Annotated in this window: 18 protein-coding genes, 1 other RNA gene and 2 pseudogenes; 6 read left to right on the top strand and 15 right to left on the bottom strand. The window is 72.0% G+C overall.

Features of this window, described 5'->3' with window-relative positions:
* Positions 1-180: 180 nt before the first annotated feature.
* A complete protein-coding gene (murA, locus tag ACIBK8_RS03560) occupies positions 181-1527 on the top strand; it encodes a UDP-N-acetylglucosamine 1-carboxyvinyltransferase (RefSeq protein WP_399039848.1) in 1347 nt (448 codons plus the stop codon).
* Positions 1528-1578: 51 nt separating this feature from the next.
* On the opposite strand, the gene ACIBK8_RS03555 is transcribed toward murA, so the two are convergent.
* Genes ACIBK8_RS03555 through ACIBK8_RS03540 form a run of 4 tightly spaced genes read right to left on the bottom strand, consistent with a single transcriptional unit; the run spans position 1579 to position 5662 of the window.
* The gene (locus tag ACIBK8_RS03555) at positions 1579-2709 is read right to left on the bottom strand and encodes an ABC transporter ATP-binding protein (protein WP_399039847.1); all 1131 of its coding nucleotides are present in this window, start codon (positions 2707-2709) and stop codon (positions 1579-1581) included.
* Entirely contained in the window at positions 2706-3611 is a 906-nt protein-coding gene (locus tag ACIBK8_RS03550; protein ID WP_399039846.1) for an ABC transporter permease, read from the bottom strand. The genes ACIBK8_RS03555 and ACIBK8_RS03550 overlap by 4 nt, the downstream gene beginning before the upstream one ends.
* Entirely contained in the window at positions 3599-4462 is an 864-nt protein-coding gene (locus ACIBK8_RS03545) for an ABC transporter permease (protein ID WP_399039845.1), read from the bottom strand. Before ACIBK8_RS03545 ends, ACIBK8_RS03550 begins: the two co-directional genes overlap by 13 nt.
* Positions 4463-4513: 51 nt before the next feature.
* On the bottom strand, positions 4514-5662 hold the full coding sequence (locus tag ACIBK8_RS03540; RefSeq protein ID WP_399039844.1) for an extracellular solute-binding protein: 1149 nt from the start codon (positions 5660-5662) through the stop codon (positions 4514-4516).
* A gap of 292 nt (positions 5663-5954) precedes the next feature.
* Here ACIBK8_RS03540 and ACIBK8_RS03535 point away from each other — a divergent pair, with 292 nt between their 5' ends.
* A complete protein-coding gene (locus ACIBK8_RS03535; protein ID WP_399039843.1) occupies positions 5955-6695 on the top strand; it encodes a GntR family transcriptional regulator in 741 nt (246 codons plus the stop codon).
* Positions 6696-6742: 47 nt separating this feature from the next.
* Positions 6743-7420 carry an HAD family hydrolase gene (locus tag ACIBK8_RS03530; RefSeq protein ID WP_399039842.1) on the top strand — a complete coding sequence of 226 codons (678 nt, stop codon included), beginning with the start codon at positions 6743-6745 and terminating at the stop codon, positions 7418-7420.
* A gap of 92 nt (positions 7421-7512) precedes the next feature.
* Here the strand turns inward: ACIBK8_RS03530 and ACIBK8_RS03525 are convergent, their stop codons facing one another.
* The 4 genes from ACIBK8_RS03525 to ACIBK8_RS03510 all read right to left on the bottom strand — a co-directional run bounded on the left by ACIBK8_RS03525 (position 7513) and on the right by ACIBK8_RS03510 (position 13234).
* A complete protein-coding gene (locus ACIBK8_RS03525; protein WP_004951951.1) occupies positions 7513-7794 on the bottom strand; it encodes an HU family DNA-binding protein in 282 nt (93 codons plus the stop codon).
* 338 nt (positions 7795-8132) lie between these two features.
* The gene (locus ACIBK8_RS03520; protein WP_399039841.1) at positions 8133-9566 is read right to left on the bottom strand and encodes an NAD-dependent malic enzyme; all 1434 of its coding nucleotides are present in this window, start codon (positions 9564-9566) and stop codon (positions 8133-8135) included.
* Positions 9567-10037: 471 nt separating this feature from the next.
* Positions 10038-12569 (bottom strand): HelD family protein, encoded by a 2532-nt coding sequence (locus ACIBK8_RS03515; protein ID WP_399039840.1) that lies wholly within the window; start codon positions 12567-12569, stop codon positions 10038-10040.
* A gap of 89 nt (positions 12570-12658) precedes the next feature.
* The gene (locus ACIBK8_RS03510; protein ID WP_399039839.1) at positions 12659-13234 is read right to left on the bottom strand and encodes a CGNR zinc finger domain-containing protein; all 576 of its coding nucleotides are present in this window, start codon (positions 13232-13234) and stop codon (positions 12659-12661) included.
* 317 nt (positions 13235-13551) lie between these two features.
* On the opposite strand from ACIBK8_RS03510, the gene ACIBK8_RS03505 reads away from it, so the two are divergent.
* Entirely contained in the window at positions 13552-14328 is a 777-nt protein-coding gene (locus ACIBK8_RS03505) for a class I SAM-dependent methyltransferase (protein ID WP_399039838.1), read from the top strand.
* A gap of 73 nt (positions 14329-14401) precedes the next feature.
* Here ACIBK8_RS03505 and ACIBK8_RS03500 read toward each other — a convergent pair whose 3' ends face one another.
* Both ACIBK8_RS03500 and ACIBK8_RS03495 read right to left on the bottom strand, forming a co-directional pair.
* Complete coding sequence (locus ACIBK8_RS03500; RefSeq protein WP_399039837.1) at positions 14402-15634, bottom strand: uroporphyrinogen-III synthase; 1233 nt, start codon at positions 15632-15634, stop codon at positions 14402-14404.
* Between the two features lie 160 nt (positions 15635-15794).
* Positions 15795-17204, bottom strand: a complete 1410-nt coding sequence (locus ACIBK8_RS03495) for a nitrate/nitrite transporter (RefSeq protein ID WP_399039836.1) — start codon at positions 17202-17204, stop codon at positions 15795-15797.
* Positions 17205-17448: 244 nt separating this feature from the next.
* Between ACIBK8_RS03495 and ACIBK8_RS03490 the strand changes: the two genes are divergently transcribed.
* On the top strand, positions 17449-18231 hold the full coding sequence (locus tag ACIBK8_RS03490) for a GIDE domain-containing protein (RefSeq protein ID WP_399039835.1): 783 nt from the start codon (positions 17449-17451) through the stop codon (positions 18229-18231).
* Positions 18232-18256: 25 nt separating this feature from the next.
* On the opposite strand, the pseudogene ACIBK8_RS03485 reads toward ACIBK8_RS03490, so the two are convergent.
* Positions 18257-18502 (bottom strand): annotated as a pseudogene (locus ACIBK8_RS03485) (LysR family transcriptional regulator); the annotation flags it as partial.
* Between ACIBK8_RS03485 and ACIBK8_RS03480 the strand changes: the two are divergent.
* A pseudogene (locus ACIBK8_RS03480) lies at positions 18502-18897 on the top strand (MFS transporter); the annotation flags it as partial. The pseudogenes ACIBK8_RS03485 and ACIBK8_RS03480 overlap by 1 nt on opposite strands.
* Positions 18898-18981: 84 nt before the next feature.
* Here ACIBK8_RS03480 and ssrA read toward each other — a convergent pair.
* From ssrA to ftsX, 4 genes are all read right to left on the bottom strand, one after another.
* Positions 18982-19351, bottom strand: a transfer-messenger RNA (tmRNA) gene (ssrA, locus tag ACIBK8_RS03475).
* Between the two features lie 146 nt (positions 19352-19497).
* The gene (gene smpB / locus ACIBK8_RS03470; protein ID WP_393685818.1) at positions 19498-19995 is read right to left on the bottom strand and encodes an SsrA-binding protein SmpB; all 498 of its coding nucleotides are present in this window, start codon (positions 19993-19995) and stop codon (positions 19498-19500) included.
* An 18-nt stretch (positions 19996-20013) separates the two neighbouring features.
* The gene (locus tag ACIBK8_RS03465; RefSeq protein ID WP_399039833.1) at positions 20014-21201 is read right to left on the bottom strand and encodes a S41 family peptidase; all 1188 of its coding nucleotides are present in this window, start codon (positions 21199-21201) and stop codon (positions 20014-20016) included.
* Between the two features lie 67 nt (positions 21202-21268).
* On the bottom strand, positions 21269-22177 hold the full coding sequence (gene ftsX / locus ACIBK8_RS03460) for a permease-like cell division protein FtsX (RefSeq protein ID WP_399039832.1): 909 nt from the start codon (positions 22175-22177) through the stop codon (positions 21269-21271).
* Positions 22178-22186 lie beyond the last annotated feature (9 nt).

The following is a 22186-nucleotide window of genomic DNA, read 5'->3' as shown; positions in this document are numbered from 1 at the left end:
TTCGAGACATTCGCTGTCATTTTTGGCCAAATGGCGATTACAGATCAAAGGCGGCTCGTAGCCGAGCGTGTTGTGACAAAGCCATTACATGGCCGAAGCCAGTACGGCCCTACGGGCACCCCCTCCGGCCCCCTTACCATTTCTCATTGGCCCCTGCCCGTCTCCAGGAACGCGAGATCCATGACCGTCTCTACTGACGACGTACTGCTTGTCCACGGCGGCACCCCGCTGGAGGGCGAGATCCGGGTTCGCGGTGCGAAGAACCTCGTGCCCAAGGCCATGGTCGCGGCCCTGCTCGGCAGCGGTCCAAGCCGGCTGCGCAACGTGCCCGACATCCGCGACGTCCGCGTCGTGCGCGGGCTGCTGCAGCTGCACGGCGTCACGGTGCGCCCCGGCGACGAGCCCGGTGAGCTGATCCTCGACCCGTCGCACGTGGAGAGCGCCAACGTCGCGGACATCGACGCGCACGCGGGCTCCTCGCGCATCCCGATCCTGTTCTGCGGCCCGCTGCTGCACCGCCTCGGCCACGCCTTCATCCCGGGCCTGGGCGGCTGCGACATCGGCGGTCGCCCGGTGGACTTCCACTTCGACGTGCTGCGCCAGTTCGGCGCGACGATCGAGAAGCGCGCCGACGGGCAGTACCTGGAGGCCCCGCAGCGACTGCGCGGCACCAAGATCCGGCTGCCGTACCCGTCGGTCGGCTCGACCGAGCAGGTGCTGCTGACCGCCGTCCTGGCGGAGGGCGTCACCGAGCTGTCGAACGCCGCGGTGGAGCCGGAGATCGAGGACCTGATCTGCGTCCTGCAGAAAATGGGCGCGATCATCTCCATGGACACCGACCGGACGATCCGGATCACCGGCGTCGACAAGCTCGACGGCTACACCCACCGCGCCCTCCCCGACCGCCTGGAGGCCGCCTCCTGGGCGTCCGCCGCGCTGGCCACCGAGGGCAACATCTACGTCCGCGGCGCGCAGCAGCGGTCGATGATGACCTTCCTGAACACCTTCCGCCGGGTCGGCGGCGCCTTCGAGATCGACGACGAGGGCATCCGCTTCTGGCACCCGGGCGGCTCGCTCAACGCCATCGCGCTGGAGACGGACGTACACCCCGGCTTCCAGACCGACTGGCAGCAGCCGCTGGTCGTGGCGCTGACGCAGGCGTCAGGGCTGTCCATCGTCCACGAGACGGTGTACGAGTCCCGGCTCGGCTTCACCTCCGCGCTCAACCAGATGGGCGCGCACATCCAGCTCTACCGCGAGTGCCTGGGCGGCTCCGCCTGCCGCTTCGGACAGCGCAACTTCCTGCACTCCGCGGTGGTTTCCGGGCCGACCAAGCTGGAGGGCGCCGACCTGGTCATCCCCGACCTGCGCGGCGGCTTCTCGTACCTGATCGCGGCGCTGGCCGCGCAGGGCACCTCGCGGGTGCACGGCATCGACCTGATCAACCGCGGCTACGAGAACTTCATGGAGAAGCTCGTCACGCTCGGCGCCAAGGTCGAGCTGCCGAACGGCGCACTGCGCGACTGAGGTTCAGGGGCGGGGCCGGGGCCGCCGAGCGGCTCCCGGCCCCGCCGTCCGCTACCGCGCCCCTCGTGCGGCCACCAGCACCGGATTGTCGTGCGGCAGCAGCACGCACCGCGCCCCCGGCACCAGCCCGCCCGCTTCCCAACTGGGCAGGTCGGCCTTGACGCCGGTGCCGTCGTCGCAGGTCAGCTGCAGCCGGGTGGTGGCGCCGAGGAAGGTCGCCACCCGTACGGTCGCGGGCGCGCCCGCCGTGTCCGCTCCCCCGTCCGTGCCCGCTCCCGGGCGCACGGCCAGCCCCTCGGGCCGCAGCAGGACATCGACTTCGGTGCCCGCCGCCGGCACGTCCCCGTGCACCGGCAGCCGGCGGCCGAAGAGTTCGACCACCCCGCCGTCGCGGACCGTGCCCGGCAGCCGGTTCATGGTGCCGACGAATTCGGCGACGAAGGGTGTCGCCGGGCGTTCGTACAGCTCGGCGGGGGCCGCGCACTGTTCGAGCCTGCCGCCGTGCATCACGGCGACCCGGTCCGCCACGGACAGCGCCTCTTCCTGGTCGTGGGTGACGAAGACCGTGGTGATGCCCAGTTCGAGCTGGATGCGGCGGATCTCCTCGCGCAGGGTGAGCCGCACCTTGGCGTCGAGCGCGGACAGCGGCTCGTCCAGGAGGAGCACCCGCGGCCGGACGGCGAGCGCGCGGGCCAGCGCGACGCGCTGCTGCTGACCGCCGGAGAGCTGGTGCGGATAGTCGCCCGCGCGGCCCGGAAGGCCGACGAGTTCCAGCAACTCCCCGGCCCGCGCGGCGCGTTCGGCGGCCGGGGCCTTGCGGACCCGCATGCCGTAGCCGATGTTCTGGGCGGCCGTCATGTTCGGGAAGAGGCTGTAGGACTGGAAGACCATGCCGATGTCGCGGCGGTGGGCCGGCAGGTGCGTGACGTCCTCGCCGTCCATGGTCAGGCTGCCGCTGTCGGCGCTCTCGAAACCGGCGATGATGCGCAGGGCGGTGGTCTTGCCGCAGCCCGACGGGCCGAGCAGCGCGATCATCTCGCCGGGCGCGATGTCCAGATCGAGGCCGTCCAGCGCGGTGGTGGCGCCGAACTTCCGGCGCAGCCCGGCGAGTTGTACGGGCACACCGGCCGACGTGGCATCCGGTGCGGTCCCCCGCGTCGTGGGCAGTACCGACACACTCATGACGACTTCCTTTGCGTGCGCGGGCGGCGCGCTCGGCCGCCGGCCAGGGTGGTGAGCAGGAGCAGCAGGCCCCAGGTGAGGAAGAGGCTCAGCATCGCGGCGGCACCGGCGAGTTCCGCGTCCGCGTCGCCGACCTCGACCATCCAGACGGCGAACGGCCGGTAGCCGAGCACGGAGGCGACGGTGTACTCGCCGAGCACCATGGCCAGGCCGAGCACCGCGCCGCCGACGACGGCGGAGCGCAGGTTGGGCAGCACCACGCGGGCCAGCGTGGCGAGGCGTCCGGCACCGAGGCTGCGGGACGCCTCGACCAGCGTCCCGAGGTCGACGGCGCGCAGCCCCGCGTCCAGCGAGCGGTACAGGAACGGCAGCGACATCACGGTGTAGAGCAGGACCAGGACCAGCGGGAAGTGTTCGTCCTGGATGACCATCAGCGTCCGGTAGAAGGGCGTACTCGCCAGATCGGGCGCCCAGGAGAGCACCGTGTTGACGCCGGCGACCAGCGCGATGGGCGGCACGACCAGCGGCGTCATGCACAGGATCTCGACGACCGGACGCAGCCGGGGCAGCCGCAGATGCACCACGACCACGGCCGGGACGACGACGAGGAGCCCCAACGCGACGGTGGCGAGGCCGAGTTCGACGGACAGCAGGAGGCTGCCGAACATGTCGGCGGAGACCAGGTGGCCGGTGTAGACGTCGAGCGAGAGGCCCTGGACGGGGTCGTCGACGGTGAACCACAGGGAGGCGGCGACCGGAACGGTGAAGTACAGGAGGGCGAGGAGAAGGACGGCGACGCGCCCGTAGGGGCGGCGTGCGCGGCCCGCCCGGGGGCGCGGCGCGTCCTCGTCGGCTCCGGGGCGCAGCGCGGGCGCCGGTGGGGCGGTGGTCATCCCAGCCATCGGGCACTCCTGCGCTGCAGCGGCATCTGTACGGCCATCACCAGCAGCGCGATGACGACCATGTTGAGGCTCATGGCGAGGGCCAGGTTCTCCTGGCCGACCAGGACGTTCCCGGCCAGCGCGTTGGAGATCTGCACGGTGATCAGCGGCACCGAACTGCCGACCATGACGGCGGCGGTGGCGTGCGAGGCGAAGGCGGTGCCGAAGAGCAGCACCGCGCCTCCGAGCAGCGAGGGGGTGAGCACGGGGATGCCGATGTGCCGCCAGAACTGGCCGCGGGTGGCGCCGCAGGACGCGGCGGCCTCCTGCCACTGGGTGCGCAGCCCGTCGAGCGCGGGCAGCACGGTCACCACCATCAGCGGGATCATGAAGTACAGGTAGGCGAGCACCAGTCCGGCCCTCGTGTAGAGACTGAACCCGGCGTCGCCCAGGGACAGCAGCCGGGTGAGGGTGCCGGTGGTGCCGAGGGTGGCGACGAAGGCGAAGGCGAGCGGGGCGCCGCTGAAGTTGGCCAGCACGCCGGACGCGGCGACCACGGCGCGGCGCAGCGCGGGACGCCGCGAGGAGACCACGGCCTGGGCGACGAGGGTGCCGCCTGCGGTCGCCAGGAGGGCGCAGATCAGGGAGAGTTCGACGCTGCCGCCGAGTCCGGTGGCGTAGCTGCCCCTGAGGGACTGGCGGACGTTGTCGAGGGTGGCGTGGCTGCTGCCGGTGACGGGGTCGACGGCGGTGAACGCGCCGTACACCATGGCGCCGGCCGGCAGCCCGAAGCACAGAGCGAGGAAGGCGAAGAACGGGACGAGCGCGGGCCAGTGGCGGCGCCGTCCGGGGCGGTGGGTGTGCACGGTCATACGCGGGGGGTTCCTCCGGGAGGCGGGCGGGCTGCGGTGGGTGACGCGGGGTCAGCCGACGGCTTCGCCCCAGCCCTCGTTGATGGCCACCTTGGCGGCGTCCTCCTGTTCCGGCGTGGGGAACTCGGGGGTGCCGTGAACCGCGGGGAGGCGGGCGGCGGCCTTCTTGTCGACGGTGCCGTCCCTCGTCATGTCGTCCAGGAGGGCCGGCCGTGCGTAGCCTTTGAGCCAGATGTTCTGGCCCCGTGGGCTGTAGAGGAATTCCAGCCACAGCCGGGCGGCGGCGGGGTGCGGGGCGTAGGCGTTGATGCCCTGGTTGTAGTACTGCGCGTACGGGCCGTCGGACGGCACCGCGACCCGCCAGTCGACGCCCTTGGCCTTCAACTGCTCGCCGTAGCCGAGGTTGAGGTAGTCCCAGTCGATGGAGATGGGCGTCTCGCCCTTGCGGATGGTGGCGGGCGAGGACTCGACGGGGACGAAGTTGCCGCGCTGTCTGAGCTTCTTGAAGTAGTCGAGTCCCGGCTGCACGTCGCCGAAGGATCCGCCGTTGGCGAGGGCCGCGGCGAAGATCGCGGAGAAGGCGGACGAGGACTCGGAGGGGTTGCCGTTGAGCGCGACCTTGTTCCGGTACCGGGGGTCGAGGAGTTCGGCGAAGGTCGTGGGGCACTTCTTGACGGCCCTGGCGTCGCAGCCGATGGAGATGTAGCCGCCGTAGTTGTTGAGGTAGGAGCCGTCGGGCTGTTTCTGGGCGGCGGGGATGTCCCGCCAGCCGCGCACCTTGTAGGGCGCCAGGAGCCGCTTGCCGCGGGCGTTGCGCATGAAGGAGGTGCCGAGGTCGAGTGCGTCGACGGCGCGGTCCTGGCCACGGCGCTTGTCGGCGGCGCCGAGGGCGAGCTGGCTGCTGCCGCCGGGGTTCTCGTTGTTGACGTGGATGCCGTAGGTGTCTTCGAACGTCTTGATCATCTCGCCGTAGTCGGCCCAGTCGGGGGCGAGCGCGTAGACGTTCAGGCGGCCTTCCTTCTTGGCGGCCCTGACCAGCGCGTCCATGCCGCCGTAGTCGGCCGCCGACCGTGCGGTGGCCGCCTTGCCGGTGACGGCGGCCGGGGCGTAGCCGCAGCCCGCGGTGGCCGTCGCGGTGACGAGGAGCGCGGCACAGCCGGCGAGTGCGCGGTGCGACCGGGCCGTTCCGGGTGGCGTCACGATAGCTTCTCCTGGATCTTCGGCCGTCCACCTGTATGAACAAGCCGCCGTCAGTGAGCCCCGGCAAGCTAACAGCAAGAAGACCTCGGAACAAACCCCTGAGACCAATAAAACCGCAGGTCATAAGCGTTATGAAGGATAAGGTTTAGAGCTTCGCGAAGCGGTTAGACGCATACCCCGTGCCCGTGGAGATGCGGACAACTGCGCACAGGTGACATGATCGCCTCCGAGGCGGGGGAAGACACAGGACACCGCCGGGCAAGGCCGCAGGAACCGCCGCGAGGAGCTCGTGTTGACCCGACGCCACCAGCAGATCGCCGAGACGCTGCGGCAGGCCGTCACCGCAGGTACGCACCCGGTGGGCAGCGCACTGCCGTCGGAGGCCGAACTCGCCGCGGCCCACGGCGTCTCCCGCGGCACGGTCCGCCAGGCGCTGGCCGCCCTCCAGGCCGAGGGGCTGATCGGCTCCCGCCAGGGCGCCAGGCACCTCGTCCTGAGCACCGCGCCCAGCCAGAGCTTCACCGAACTGCGCAGCTTCGCCCAGTGGGCGCGGGCCGGCGGACGCACCCCGGGCGGCCTGGTCCTGGAAACGGCGCGCGGCACGGCCGACGGCGAGGAGGCGGCCCTGCTCCAGGTCCTGCCGGGCGCCGCCGTACTGCGGGTGCTGCGGCGCCGGACCCTGGACGGCGAACCGGTACTCCTGGAGCGCACGGTCTACGCGCACTGGGTCGCCGACGCCGTCGAGGCGCTGCCCGCCGACTGCGAGTCCGTCACCCAGGCGCTCCTGGACTCGCCCGGCCTGGTCTGCGCGCACGGCGAGCACCACATCGACGCGGTGGCCGCCGGCACCGTCGACGCGCGGGAGCTGCGGGTACGGCGCGGCAGCCCGCTGCTGCGGGTACGGCGCACCACCACCACGGCCGACGGCCGCCCCGTCGAGACCTCCGACGACCGCTACCGCCCCGGCGCGGTGGTCTTCACCGTGCGCAACTCCGCCCAGGCCAACCCCCTGGCCCGCACCCCGGCCGGCTGACCGCCCGGCCCCCGTCCCGTCCCCACCCCAGCGAACTGCGAGCCCGCATGCCCTCTTCGAACGCCCCAGGCCCCGCCCTCCCCGCAGCCCTGCTGTGCGACATGGATGGCACCCTCGTCGACACCGAGCGCCAGTGGCTGGCGACGGTGGCGGGCCTGCTGCGCGCGCACGGCGCCCCGGACGGGCCCGATGCGCTGGCCCCGTTCGCCGGCGCCCCGGTGGCCACCGCCGCCGAACTCCTGGCGGACGGCTACGGCATCGGCCGCGGCACGGCGGCGACGGCCGCGCTCCTGGACCGTGATTTCACCGCCCGGGTGGCGGCCGGCGTCACCGTCCAGCCCGGCGCGCTGCGCCTCCTCGACCGGGCCCGTGCGCTGGGGATACCGGCGGCCCTGGTGACCGCGTCCGAGCGGCACGTCGCTGACCTGGTGCTGCGCACACTCGGCGCCGACCGCTTCGCGACGTCGGTGACCTCGGGCGATACGCCACTGGGCAAGCCGCACCCCGACCCGTATCTGGCCGCCGCCGCCCGCCTCGGCGTGGCGCCCGCCGACTGCCTGGCCGTGGAGGACACCCCCACGGGCGCCGCCGCGGCGCTGGCCGCGGGCTGCCGGCTGCTGGCGGTGCCGACCGTGCCGGGCATCGCACCGGGGCCACGGACCGCCGTGCTCGCTTCTCTGGAGGACGTCGACCTGCTGGACCTCCCGTTCGCTCCGGCGGCCTGAGCGCCGCCACCAGCGGTCCGCACGGGCGCACACAGAAGGGCGGCCACCCCCCGGGGAGGGGGCAGCCGCCCTTCAGAGCCGTGCTGAGGGACTTACTTGCCCTTGGCGGCTTCCTTGAGCTTCGAGCCCGCGGAGACCTTCACGCTGTAGCCGGCAGCGATCTGGATCGGCTCGCCGGTCTGCGGGTTCCGCGCGGTGCGAGCGGCACGGTGGGTGCGCTCGAAGGTGAGGAAGCCGGGGATGGTGACCTTCTCGTCGCCCTTGGCGACGACCTCACCGACGGTCTCGGCGAGGGCGGCCAGAACGGCGTCGGCGTCCTTGCGGGTCACCTCGGCACGATCGGCCAGAGCGGCCACCAGCTCACTGCGGTTCATGTTTGTACTCCCGTGTTCTTCTTGCCAATGGGCGTGCCCTGCGGCAGAGCCGCAAATAAGGCACAGCGAAGCCGATGCTGCCAGGGCCCTCGGACAGTCCCCGGACCCGGGTCTGCTGCCAGACCCTCGCGCCCGGTTACGCATCCTGCCCCCACCTGCGGCGGTAAAGCCAATCCGGCACCCTGGAGGGTCACACGGAAAGCCGTCACCGCCTCATCCTGGTGACGTTCCGCAACCGTGCCGCTCCGGGCCGGCCGACCACACAGGGCGGGGGGCCGTTTGCTGCCCCGCCACCCTATGGGCGCGTCCGGGACGGCATGTCCCGCGACGCGCCGTACTCAGAGCGCCGTGGCACCCGTCACAGTCGGATCCGCGGACTTCGCCGCGTCCCGCACCGCATCCGCCACAGCGCCCGCGACCTTGTCGTTGAAGACGCTGGGGATGATGTAGTTCGGGTTGACCTCGTCCTCCAGGACGACGTCCGCGAGCGCGCGGGCCGCGGCCAGCATCATCTCGGTATTCACCGTACGGGACTGGGCGTCCAGCAGGCCGCGGAAGACTCCGGGGAAGACCAGGACGTTGTTGATCTGGTTCGGGAAGTCGGAGCGGCCGGTGGCCACGACGGCCGCGGTCTGCCGGGCGATGGCCGGGTCGACCTCGGGGTCCGGGTTGGCGAGGGCGAAGACGATCGCGCCGTCCGCCATCTTCGCGACGTCGTCGCCGTCCAGGACGTTCGGGGCCGAGACACCGATGAAGACGTCCGCGCCGACCACGGCCTCCTTGAGGGTGCCGGTGACGCCCTCCGGGTTGGTGTTGTCGGCGATCCAGCGCAGCGGCGAGTCCGAGTCGGCGTCGACCAGGTCCGTACGGCCCGCGTGCACGACACCGTGGATGTCGGCGACGACGGCGTGCCGCACACCGGCCGCGATCAGCAGCTTGAGGATGGCGGTGCCCGCGGCGCCGGCGCCGGACATCACGACCCGCACGTCCTCGGTCTTCTTGCCGACCACGCGCAGCGCGTTGGTGAGGGCGGCGAGCACCACGATGGCGGTGCCGTGCTGGTCGTCGTGGAAGACCGGGATGTCCAGGGCCTCGCGCAGCCGGGCCTCGATCTCGAAGCAGCGCGGCGCGGAGATGTCCTCCAGGTTGATGCCGGCGAAGCCGGGGGCGATCGCCTTGACGATCTCCACGATCGCGTCGCTGTCCTGGGTGTCGAGGCACAGCGGCCACGCGTCGATGCCGGCGAACCGCTTGAACAGGGCCGCCTTGCCCTCCATGACCGGCAGCGCGGCCTTGGGGCCGATGTTGCCAAGGCCCAGCACCGCGGAGCCGTCGGTGACGACCGCGACGCTGTTGCGCTTGATGGTCAGGCGGCGGGCGTCCTCGGGGTTGTCCGCGATGGCCTGGCAGACGCGGGCGACACCCGGCGTGTAGACCATCGAGAGGTCGTCGCGGTTGCGGATGGGGTGCTTCGACGACATCTCGATCTTGCCGCCGAGGTGCATCAGGAACGTACGGTCCGAGACCTTGCCGAGCGAAACGCCCTCGATGCCGCGCAGCTTGCCGACGATCTCGTCGGCGTGCGCGGTGGAGGTCGCGGCGATGGTGACGTCGATCCGGAGCTTTTCGTGGCCGGACGCGGTCACGTCGAGGCCGGAGACCGACCCGCCGGAGGACTCCACGGCCGTGGTGAGCTGGCTGACGGCGGTGCCGCTCGCGGGAACTTCCAGTCGCACCGTCATCGAATACGAGACGCTAGGCGCCGTTGCCATGGCCGACTTCCTCTGCTTTCCCTGGTTTTCACTCTGCGCGCCGCTCCGTGACTCGGGGGTGCCGGGCCGGAGCGCGTTGTCCGATCGTCCCACCTACCAGCCGGTATACGGTAACCAGCCTCGAATTACGGAAAGACGCTTCCACCATACGAGAGATGATCTGTCGAGCGGAACCCCTTCCGGGTGGCGGCTTCCGGCCGCGGACCGAAGCCTCCCGCACGGCCGGGCCCCGGAACGCATACGGGCGCCTCTCCCGGAGGAGAGGCGCCCGTTGTCACGCTTCAACGGCACCGACCCGCCATGCTCGCCTCGCGGCAAGTGGTCGCTCGTAGCGACGATGGTTGGGCCCGGGGGCTTGGATCGAGCCGGTGCCGTCACCAAGGCTAACAAACCATCCCCGGAAGCGAATCCCGTCCCGGTCCACCTTTTCCGCGCCTCCCGGACGGCCCCTCGGGGCACGCCCGGGGCGGCTCAGTCGCGCAGCAGGTCGGGCACCCCGTGGGCGTCCGGTTCGTCGCGGCTGCCGGAGAGCACCGTCAGCTGCTGGGTGGCCCGGGTCAGGGCGACGTAGAGCACCCGCAGGCCGGCCGGCGACTCGTCGGCGATCTCCGCGGGGGCGACCACCAGCGTCGCGTCGTACTCCAGACCCTTGGCCTCCAGGGAGCCGAGGGCGACCACCCGGTCGCCGAGACCGGCCAGCCAGCCGCGCGCCTGCTCCCTGCGCCGCATCGCCACGACCACCCCGACCGTGCCCTCCACCTCGCCGAGCAGCCGTCCCGCCTCCTCGGCGGTGGCCCGTGCCAGCGCCTCGTCGGTGACCGCGCCGCGCTCGCCCGTCGCCGGGGTGACGGCGAACCGCGGCCGGAGCCCGGTGGAGCGGACCGCGGCCGGGGACTCCATGCCGGGCATCGCCAACGCCAGTACCTTGGCGGCCAGTTCGGCGATCTCCGCGGGGTTGCGGTAGTTGACGGTGAGCGTGAAGCGGCGGCGCGGGCGGGTGCCGAGCGCTTCGTCGCGGGCCTCGGCCGCCTCGTCCGGATCGGACCACGAGGACTGCGCCGGGTCGCCGACGACGGTCCAGGTGGCGTGCCGGCCGCGGCGTCCGACCATCCGCCACTGCATCGGCGTCAGGTCCTGCGCCTCGTCCACGATCACGTGGGCGTAGTCGGTGCGCTCCTCCTCCAGGCGCTCCCGGCGGCTGCGGCCCGACGCGTTGCGGTCCGCATACGTGGTCAGCTCCTCCAGGCCGGTCAGGTGGTCCAGCGGATCGGCCTCGCGCTTCCTGGCCTGGCGGGCCGGGGCGCCCAGGATCAGCTGGAGTTCGTCCAGCAGGGCGATGTCGTGCACCGACAGCGGGCCATGGCCCCCGGCGTCGAGCCGGCTCAGCGAGCGGGCCAGCAGGCGCGCCTCGCGCGAGGTCAGGATGCGGCGGGCCCAGCGGCCGAGCCGGCGCTCGTCGGCCATCGCGGCCAGCACCCCGCGCGGGGTCAGCTCCGGCCACCAGGCGTCCAGGAACTGCTGGAAGTCCGGTTCGGTGAGGAGGTCCTCGTCGAAGCCCTGGCGGGCCTCGGCGGCCAGTTCGGGGTCGGAGTGGCGCCGGTCGGCACCCGACTTGGCCCACAGGGCGTCCAGGATCAGCCTGCGGGCGCGCGGGCGCAGCAGGTTGACCGGTGCGGTGCCGCCGAGCGCGGCCTGCCGGATGCGGCGCAGCTCGGCCGCCTCCAGTTCGATGCGGGCGCCGAAGGCCACCACCCGCAGCCGGTCGGGCGCCGCGGTACGGCCGGGCGCGGTGTCCTCGCCGGGTTCCGGGTCGCCCGCGGAGGCGAAGAGGCCCTCCAGGGACAACTGGCCGTCCGCGCCCGCCCGTTCGTCTTCCTTTTCCTTGGTGCCGGACCGCGGCTTGGCCGGCCTGACGGCCTCGCCGCCCGCCGCCGCCTCCAGCGCCCCGCGCGCCGCCTTGCGCAGCAGCTTCTGCATCCGGCTCGATCCCTTGATCCGGGAGACCTCGGGCGGGTCGTACGCATCGCCCGACGCGTCCGCGCCCTCGACGAGCGAGCCGAGCGCGCGGATGGCGACCTGGCCCTCCTCGCCGAGCGAGGGCAGCACGCCTTCGGTGTAGGCGACCAGCAGCGGCGTCGGCGAGACGATCAGGATGCCGCCCGCGTAGCGGCGGCGGTCCTGGTAGAGGAGGTAGGCGGCGCGGTGCAGGGCGACGGCGGTCTTGCCGGTGCCGGGGCCGCCCTCGACCTCGGTGACGGAGGCGGCGGGCGCCCTGATCACCATGTCCTGCTCGGCCTGGATGGAGGCGACGATGTCGCGCATGGCGTGGCTGCGGGCCCGGCCGAGCGCGGCCATCAGGGCGCCGTCACCGATGGCGGGCAGCTCCTCGCCGTTCAGCGTCGCCGTGACGTCCGGGCGCATCAGGTCGTCCTCGACGCCGAGGACCTTGCGGCCCTTGGAGCGGATGACGCGGCGGCGCACCACCCGGCCGGGTGCCACCGGGGTGGCCCGGTAGAAGGGCGCGGCGGCCGGCGCCCGCCAGTCGATGACCAGGGGCGAGTAGTCGGCGTCGAGGACGCCGAGGCGCCCGATGTGCAGCGTCTCGGCGATCGTCGCGCGGTTGTTGACGATCGTGCCGTCGGCGGGCTCGACGGAGGTGTACGCCCCGTCCGGGCCCTTCTTGCCGTCCTTGCCGAGGAGCAGGTCGATCCGGCCGAAGAGGAAGTCCTCGTACTCGGAATTGAGGCGGTTGAGATGGACGCCGGCCTGGAAGACCTGGGCGTCGCGCTCGGCGTACGCGCCGGGCGTGCCGACCTGGCCGCGCTTGGCGGCGTCGTCCATCAGGAATTCCGCTTCGTGGATCTTCTCCTCGAGGCGCCGGTAGACGCGGTCCAGATGCGTCTGCTCGGATGCGATCTCCCGGTCGCGGATGCCGGGCGGCACCCCTTCACCGGACGGATCCGAAGCGTGGTCCGGTGCGTGCGTGGCGTTCTGCGCGGCCACCCAGGCCCCCTTCTGCTGTTCATAGGGCAGCCGTCAACCGTACGCGAACCGAGCAGCCTGCGCACCTGGTCCCCCGCGTGACGCGACGCTCAGCGGGAGCGGTCCGCCCGCCGCCGGTGCCTGGCCACCCGGGCGCGATTGCCACAGGCCGAGCTGGAGCACCAGCGCCTGCGCCGCCCCCGTGACGTGTCGAGGTAGACCAGCGGGCAGCTCTCGCCCTCGCAGTGGCGCAGCCGGCCGCGGGCCGCGGTGTCGGTCAGCAGCGTGAGCGCGTCCCGTGCCACCGCGGCCAGCAGCGCCGCGCAGTCGGGCGGGCCGGGGAGGGTGCGGACGAGGGCGCCGTCGGGGCCGCGGACCGCGCGGACGGCGGGCGGATCGGCGGCGGCTGCGGTGCGGTTGAGCAGGTCGAGGTCCCCGGTGGCCGCCCGGCCGCCGAGTTCGTCCTGCACCACGCGGCGCAGCAGCGCGCGCAGGGCGCGGAAGCGGACGACCCAGCGGCCGTCGACGCCGTCCAGTGGTGCGGCCCCCGGCACCACGCCGGCTCCGGCGAGCCAGGCGCGCAACTGCTCGGGCCCGGTGAGCCGTTCGGCCGGCGGGCCGTCGGTGGCCATCAGGTCCAGGCAGATCCGCCCGCAGTCGAACCGCAGGCCGTCAGGCGCCGCCATGTTCCTGTCACTCCTTAGCCGAACTGCGCGAGAGGAATTGCCCGAACGGTGAGAGGCTTCGAGAACCAACCGGCACCGTGAGTGCGTCGTCCTCCAGAGTGCCCCGCCGTGCGGTCCCGCCGGAACCCTGCCGGCTCCCCCGCGTTGCGGTGCGCGTTCGCCCGTCAGCCCATGTCCCCCATGTACCCCCTCTCTATACATTCTGCGTATACAACTGCTGTATAGTCCCGGGCGTGGCGCCGCGGTCACTCCGCTCGGCCCCCGCGCCGCCCGTCGGCCCCGCCCGACCCGCCCGGCTCCTCAGGACGAAGGTCTCCATGTCGCGCACATCGCTGAACACCAACCGCTCCAGCATCACGCACAAGATCGGTTACGCGGTCCGCAACCCGGCCAAGATCACCCCGTACGTCAAGCGCACCGCGCGCGACACCTGGCTGCGGGTCAAGCACCCCAACCACGTGGACTATTACCGGGCCGTGATGGCGTCCGACGCGGGCCGCAACCCGGAGGCGGCGGTGGGCAGCCAGACCCACGACCGCTGGCTGGCCCTGGGCAAGATGCAGTTCGACTACCTCGCGGAGCACGGCCTCACCCCGCGCCACCGCATGCTCGACATCGGCTGCGGAAACCTCCGGGCGGGCTGGCGCTTCATCGCGCACCTCGACAGCGGCAATTACTACGGCATCGACATCTCGCCCGACATCCTGATATCCGCGAAGCAGACCCTGACGACGTACGAACTCCAGGACAAGCTGCCGCATCTGACGATCGTTCAGGACCTGAAGCTGGAGTTCCTCCCGGACGCCCACTTCGACATCGTGCACGCCCACAGCGTCTTCTCGCACTCGCCGCTGAGCGTCATCGACGAATGCTTCTCCCACGTCGGCCGGGTCCTGGCCCCCGGCGGCTTCTTCGACTTCACCTTCGACCGCACCGAGGGCACCGAACACCAGGTGCTGCGCGAGGACTTCTACTACCGGACCGAGACCCTGCTGGAGCTGGCGCGCAAGCACGGCCTCGAAGCCCGTTTCATGGAGGACTGGGAGACCCGCAAGCACGGCCAGTCCAAGATCCGGGTCAACAACCCGTCCTGAGACGGGACCTGAACCCGTACGGGGCGGTCCTTCCCCCGAGGCCGCCCCGTACGACCACCCCGCACCTCCGCGGTCAGACGCCGTACTTGTCGGTGTCCGCGTGCGGGTCGAGCGACAGCCGGTAGCCGCGCTTGACGACCGTCTGGATCAGCTTCGGGGTACCCAGCGCCGCCCGCAGCCTGGCCATCGCCGTCTCCACCGCGTGCTCGTCCCGCCCGGCCCCTGGCAGCGCCCGCAGCAGGTCCGCGCGGGAGACCACCCAGCCGGGCCTGCGGGCCAGCGCCCGCAGCAGCGCCATGCCGGCCGGCGGCACCGGCCGCAGCCCGCCGTCCACCAGCACCGCGTGCCCGCGCAGTTCGAGCTGCCGCCCGGCGACCGGCAACGTCCCCGCCCGGCCGGGGAGTTCCCGGCACAGCAGCTGCACCAGCGGCCCGAGCCGGAAGCGCTCCGGCTGGTGGGTGGGGACGTCCTGGGCCTGGAGGGGCAGCGCCGTCACCGGGCCCACACAGGCCGCCAGCACGTCCCGCCGCAGGGCCGCCAGCGCCGCGTCGCCCATCCCCCGCTCCTCGGCCCTGCGCAGCAGCGAGGCGGCGGCCGGCGCGCTGGTGAACGTCACCGCGTCCACGCCGTGGCAGGTCATCAGGTCGAGCAGCCGGTCCACCGGGCCCAGGTCCTCCGGCGGCATCCACCGGTAGACCGGCACCCCGACGACCTCGGCGCCGCCGGCCCGCAGCGCCTCGACGAAACCCGGCAGCGGCTCACCGTGCAGCTGGACGGCGATCCGCTGCCCCCGCACACCCGTCTCCAGCAGCCGGTCGAGCACCTCGGCCATCGACTCCGACGCGGGCGACCACTTCTCGGTCAGCCCGGCGGCCCGGATCGCGCCGCGCACCTTCGGCCCGCGCGCCAGCAGCTCCACCCCGGCGAGACGCGCCAGCAGTTGCTCGCCCAGACCCCAGCCATCGGCGGCCTCGACCCAGCCGCGGAACCCGATCGCGGTGGTGGCGACGACCACGTCGGGGGCGTGGCCGATCAGATCGCGGGTGGTGTCCAGCAGCTCGGAGTCGTCGGCCAGCGGCACGATCCGCAGGGCCGGGGCGTGCAGCACCTGCGCGCCGCGCCGCTCCAGCAGCGCCCCCAGCTCCGCCGCCCGCCGGGCCGCCGTCACCCCGACGGTGAACCCGGCCAGCGGCGGCACGGCGGCGGGGACGGCCGCCGCCCGCTGTGGCCCGCCCGCCTCGTGCCCGTCCGTCCCACGGCCGTCCGCGCCGTCCGCCGGCGCTGCCTGCCCTTGCTCAACGTGCATGGTCCTCGTCCCGCTCCGCCCCGAGTGGTGTGGTGCCTGGTGCTCCCGTGCCGCCCGTGGCCACGGAGGTACCGGAGCGCCGAGCCTGCCAACGGCAGGTGACACGCGAGGTCCCACCGTATTTCCCGGCTGTTACGGGGCCGTTCCGGTAGCCGGTGTATCAGACCTCCGCACGGACCCGCGCCGGCGTCTCACGCGCCGCCGCACGGCCCGCCCCTGCCCCGTGCCCGCCGGGCCGCAGGTATACGGCCCAGGTCACCGCGGAGCACACCGCGTAACAGGCCAGGAAAGACACGAAGGCCGGCGTCCCCGACCCGGTCGCCCCGAAGGACTGCCGGAACGCCAGGTTGATCCCCAGCCCGCCGAGCGCACCGACCGCGCCGATCAGCCCCATCGCGGCCCCCGACAGCCGCCGCCCGTACGCCACCGCCGCCTCCCCGGCCAGCCCGCGCCGCACCGCCTGGGCCTGGAATATCCCCGGAATCATCTTGTACGTCGAGCCGTTGCCGATGCCGGTCAGCACGAACAGCGCGGTGAACCCGGCGAGGAAGACCGGCAGCGACCGGGCCGCCGACGCCTGGATCACCACTCCCGTCGCCGCCGCCATCGCCACGAAGTTCCCCAGCGTGATCCGCGCCCCGCCGAACCGGTCCGCCAGGCGTCCGCCCACCGGCCGCAGCAACGACCCCAGCAGCGGCCCGGCGAACGTCAGCGACGCCGCCTGGAGCGGGGTGCGCCCGAACTGGCTCTGGAGCACCAGCCCGAACGCGAAGCTGTACCCGATGAACGACCCGAACGTGCCGACGTACAGCAGCGACATCACCCAGGTGTGCGGCTCACGCGCCGCGTCGCGCGCCGCACCGGTGTCGTGCGTGACCGGCCCCAGATTGTCCATGAACCGCGCCGCGAGCACCGTCACGACCACGATCAGCGGCGCGTACACCAGCGGCACCAGCCGCGGCTGCGCGGCACCCGCCGTCCCGATGACCAGCAGCCCCACCAGCTGCACCACCGGCACCCCGACGTTCCCGCCGCCCGCGTTGAGACCCAGCGCCCAGCCCTTCTTCCGCAGCGGATAGAAGGCGTTGATGTTCGTCATCGACGAGGCGAAGTTGCCGCCGCCGACCCCGGCCAGCGCCGCGACCACCAGGAACGTCGCGTACGACGTCCCCGGCGTCATCACCCACGCGGTCGCCAGCGTCGGCACCAGCAGCAGCAGCGCGCTGACCACCGTCCAGTTCCGGCCGCCGAACAGCGCGACAGCGAAGGTGTACGGCACCCGCAGCACGCTCCCGACCAGCGTCGGAACCGCCACCAGGAAGAACTTCCCGGCCGGATCGATCCCGTAATCGGGCCCCATGAAGAGCACCATCACCGACCACAGGCTCCAGACCGAGAACCCGATGTGCTCGGACAGCACCGAGAACACCAGGTTCCGCCGGGCCACCCGCTCCCCCGACGCCGCCCAGAACCCGGCGTCCTCCGGATCCCACCGCTCGATCCACCGCCCGCCTCGCCTCGTACGGCCACCGGTACCCGCGCGGCCGTCCGCCGCTGCCTCGTCCGTCATCGACTCTCCCAGGGTCAGGTCAGGCCGCCGACGGTAGCCGCACCGGATTTCCGCACCGTGCCGCCCCGTGACGCGGACGAAACCGTGGTCTCACCGGGCGCCCCGCGGCCCCGTGAGCAGCGCCGCGGGCGCCCCCCCGTGCCCCGTCAACGGGGCGGTAGGATCCGCGGGTCGGGCCGGGCCGCGCAAGGGGAAACACGCGAACGGCCGCGACGGACCACACGACGGGAGAAAGGGGGGCCGCATGATTCCGTTCCTGGGACTCTTCCTCTTCGGCCTCGGCGTGGTGAGCGCCTTCCAACTGCGGCGCGCGAAGAAGCGCATCCGCACCATGGTCACCACCGAAACGCTGTCCGCGGGGGAACTCGGGCAGCTGCACCGGGCGGCGCTCGAAGCGGTCGGCGCCGGCGCGTTCCGGCAGCTCGCCGAGGTCGCCGGGGTCACCCGTGCCGCCGCCACCGGCCCGCTGACCTCCCAGCTGAGCCGGACGGAGTGCGTGTGGTTCCGCACCCGCGTCACCCGCACCTACGAGACCCGCGGCAACGGCCCGCGCCAGGTCCGCAAGAAGAGCGAGGTGGTGTCCGACTTCCTCAGCCCCGCGCCCTTCCTCGTCGAGGACGCGTCGGGCCGCACCGCGGTCGTCCCCGAGGGCGCCGTCGTCGACCGGGCGCCGAAGACCTACGACCGGTTCGAGGTGTACCGGCCCGGCGACAACCCGCCGCTCGGCGGCCTCGACATCCCCGGCATCACCCGCAATCAACGCACCCTCGGCTTCCAGCAGGAGGAATGGGCCGTCGCCCCCGGCGCCCTCTTCTACGCGCGCGGCGAGGCCAGGGACGACGAGCGCGGCGAGCTGGCGGTGGGCGCCCCCGCGGACGGCAGCGCGTTCCTGATGGCCGCCGCTTCCGAGCAGGAAATGATCGCCGCCGAGCAGCGCAAGCAGACCGTCTTCGCCATCTTCGCCTGGGGCTGCGTACCGGTCGGCGCCGTACTCCTCGCCCTCTCCTACGCGCTGGATCTGCTGTAGAGCTGTCGTTGCGGCGCCGGAACGCCTACCCGACGCCCATCGCCTCCGCGTCATCCGGCGGCAGCCACCACATGCCCCCGGGGACGGCCAACCAGCCTTCCGCCACGGCCAGTTCCCCGGCCGCGTCCCGCAGCGCGTCGAGCCCCGGATGCCGCAGCCCGTTCCGCCACACCATCCCCACCGGCGACAGCGGCACCGGATCCACCACCGGCCGCAGCACCATCCCGGGCACCTCAATGAACTCCACACTCGCCAGCACCGACCACCCCCGCCAGGACCGCCGTCCCCGCCACCGTCATCGCCGCCGCAGGCTCCCTCTCCCTCCTCCTCTGCGTCCACCACCACGCGCCCGCCTGGACCCTCTTCGCCTCGTACGCGGCGACCGCCACCACCCCCAACACCGGCGGCCTGTCCCGGGCCCGCTGGGCCCACCTGCTGTGCGGCGACCCGGCGGCCCTGCACACCGCCCACGCCTTCGAACAGGCCGCGGACGAACTGTGCTTCCTGCTCGGCCCTGTGCTTGCCACCCTGCTGTGCACCGCCGTCCACCCGGAAGCGGGCACCGCGGTCGCCGCCGCGCTCCTCCTCACCGGCATGCTGCTCCTCGCCGCCCAACGCCGCACCGAACCCCCCGTCGCACCACGTATACCGGCCGCCCGCACGCCCTGCGGGCGGCGCAGGACCAGCCCCTGACATGACTCAGGCCCCGGTGTCCTGACGGACACACGGGGCCTGGGCCTCACATGGGAATTGTGGAGATGGCGGGAATCGAACCCGCGTCCAACGGTGCGGAATCAGGGCTTCTCCGAGTGCAGTTCGCTGCGATTTTCTCGGCCCCGGAGATCACGCGAACAAGTCTCCGACGGGCCCAGTCACTGTTTGATTTCCTTCTACACCCCGCGACCGGGTCTAGAAGTTTAGTTCCCTAGCTGATGCCAGGATCCGGGTCGGGAACACCCCCGGGCTGACACTTCGCAAGTCGCTACTTAGGCAGCGAGGGCGAAGGAATCGCGCTTGGTATTGGCGATTATTGTTTGCGACACATGGTTAACGAGATCATTGCCGCTTCCTCGACTCGCTTCCCCTGCTTCGACATCCGCTGTCGAAACCGATCATCCCCATGTTGTTTTTTCAAGAAATAGCCGACCCCTGACAGCTGAGCTGCGGCTACCTGCTGCACACCCTCCGTGGGGTGCGTTGCCATCGTACGTGACCAACGTCCGAGGGTGCCAGCGAATTCCCCGGCCCTGCCTCCGCCGGCCCCCTTCAGGACCGCTGGCGCCGCTTGGCCGCGGAGATCGCACGGTCCGTCTCGCGCCGGTCCTGCTGCTCGCGGAGCGTCTGCCGCTTGTCGTACTCCTTCTTGCCCTTGGCCAGCGCGATCTCGACCTTGGCCCGGCCGTCCTTGAAGTACAGCGCCAGCGGCACGATCGTGTGGCCCGATTCCTGGCTCTTGGCCGCCAGCTTGTCGATCTCAACGCGGTGCATCAGCAGCTTCCGCTTGCGGCGGGCGCTGTGGTTGGTCCAGGTGCCCTGTGCGTACTCCGGAATGTGGACGTTGTGCAGCCACGCTTCGTGGTCGTCGATCTGGATGAAGCCGTCCACCAGCGATGCCCGGCCCTGCCGCAGCGACTTCACCTCGGTGCCGGTCAGCACCAGACCACACTCATAGGTGTCCAGAATGTGGTAGTCGTGCCGCGCTTTCTTGTGCTGCGCGACGAGCTTGCGCCCGGGATCCTTGTCCTTGCCCTTTTGCTTAGCCATAGTGCGGCCATTTTCGCACTACGCACCGCCCCCGAGGCCACTCAATACTGTGCGGGCCCGCTGCACGGCACCGTCGCCCGCCGCGAGGTCGGGGGTGATGCCCCGGCCGTCGACCGCCCGGCCCGCCGGAGTCCGGTAGTGGCCGACGGTCAGCTCGGCCACCGAACCGTCCGGCAGCTCACTGGGCATCTGCACCGAGCCCTTCCCGAAGGTCGGGGAGCCGACGACCACCGCGCGGCCACGGTCCTGGAGCGCACCCGCCAGCAGCTCGGCCGCGCTCATCGTCCCGCCGTCGACGAGGACGACCAAGGGGATACGGGTGTCGCCGCCGCCGTCGGCGTACAGCGCGCGCTGGCTGCCGTGCACGTCGTACGTGGCGACCAGGCCGCCGTCCAGGAAGGCGGAGGCGGCGGACACCGCCTCGGCGACCAGGCCGCCGGTGTTGCCGCGCAGGTCGAGCAGCAGCCCGGCGTGCGGCGCGGCGGCACGCACCGCGTCCCGGATCTGCGCGCCGGTGCCCTTGGTGAACGCCGCGACCTTGATCCGGGTCGGCCCGGCGGCGCCGGCCGGCCGGTCCGTGCGGACGTCATCGCTTCTGAGGCGGACGCGGTGCAGGGTGACGCTCCACTGCCGGGCGCCGCGCTGGAGGTCGAGAGCGACCGGGGTGCCCTCGGCGCCGGAGCCGCCGTCGCCGCGCAGCCGGGCGACGACCTCGGTGACCGGGCGGCCGCGGGACGGCCGGCCGCCGACGGCGCGCAGCCGGTCGCCCGTGGTGATGCCGGCGCGGGCCGCGGGCCCGTCGGGCCGTACCCGGGAGACCACTATGCGACCGCCCGCCGCCTGCCGCAGCCACAGGCCGACCCCTACGTAGTCGCCGTCGAGCTGCCGCTGGAAGTCCTCGAATTCGCCGGCCGTGTAGATCGTCGACCAGCGGTCGCCGCTGCGGCTGACGACGTCCGCGGCGGCCTGCGCACCGGACTTGCCGTCCGCCATCGCCTGCGCCGCCGCGCCCTCGACCGCCTCGCGGTCCGCGGTACGGCTTCCGGATCCCGGCGCCGCGGCCGGCTTTCCGTGGGAGCGGCCCTCGCGTCCTGCGTGCCAACTGCCCGTCGCGGCACCGGTGGCCAGCACGCTCGCGACGACCAACGTCAGGGCCGCCCCGCGGCGGCTGCGGCGGGGCCGGACGAACAATGACGTGCCCGACATGGCCGCGAGTCTAGAGGACGCAAAGGCGCCGCACGGTGAGTTGACCGTACGGCGCCCTTGGCGAAGTTCACACCTTGAGGTACTTGCGCAACGCGAAGAACGCGGCAATCGCGGGCATCACAAGGCCGATCAGCAGGACCAGCGGCAGCACCGAGGCGACCGAGTCCCAGCCGATGAAGTCGACCACCTTGATCTTCTGCGCCAACCAGTTGTTGATGAGCGCGTACTTGCCGCCGACGATCAGCACACACGCGAACGCGGCGCCGATCAGGCCCGCGATGGCGGCCTCCATGATGAACGGCATCTGGATGTAGAAGCTGGACGCTCCCACCAGCCGCATGATGCCGGTCTCCCGCCTGCGGCTGAACGCCGACACCCGCACGGTGTTGACGATCAGCAACAGCGCAACGACCAGCATCAGCCCCATGACACAGAGCGCCGCGATCCGCATGCCGTCCAGGAGGTTGAACAGCGGCTCGACGGTTCCCCGTTGGTCCTGCACCTCCTGGACGCCGGGCCGTTCGGAGAACGCCGACTTGATGACCGCGAACTTCGTCGGGTCCTTCAACTTGACCCGGAAGGACTCCGGAAGCTGGTCGGGCGTCACCAGACCGGCGACGGGCGTGTCACCGAACTGCTGCTTGTAGTGCTTGTACGCCTGGTCACTGGACTCGTACTGCACGCTCTCCACGAGCGGCAGCCGGTTCAGGTCGGCCTTGATCTCCGCCTTCTGCTGCGCGGTCGCCGCCCCCTTGGCGCAATTGCCGCCGGAGTCGTCGTTCTTGTTGCAGAAGAAGATGGAGACGTTGACCTTGTCGTACCAGTAGCCCTTCATGGTGTCGACCTGGTCGCTCATCAGCAGCGAGGCGCCGAACAGGCCGAGTGAGAGGGCTACGGAGACGATGACGGCGAAGGTCATCGTGAGGTTACGGCGGAGACCGACGCCGATCTCCGACAGGACGAACTGGGCGCGCATGGCGTCCTT

This window comes from Streptomyces sp. NPDC050161, assembly GCF_044460025.1.
Taxonomy (GTDB): Bacteria; Actinomycetota; Actinomycetes; order Streptomycetales; family Streptomycetaceae; genus Streptomyces.
Note: the sequence above shows the minus strand (reverse complement) of the source record. Positions and strands in the feature narration are given on the sequence as shown.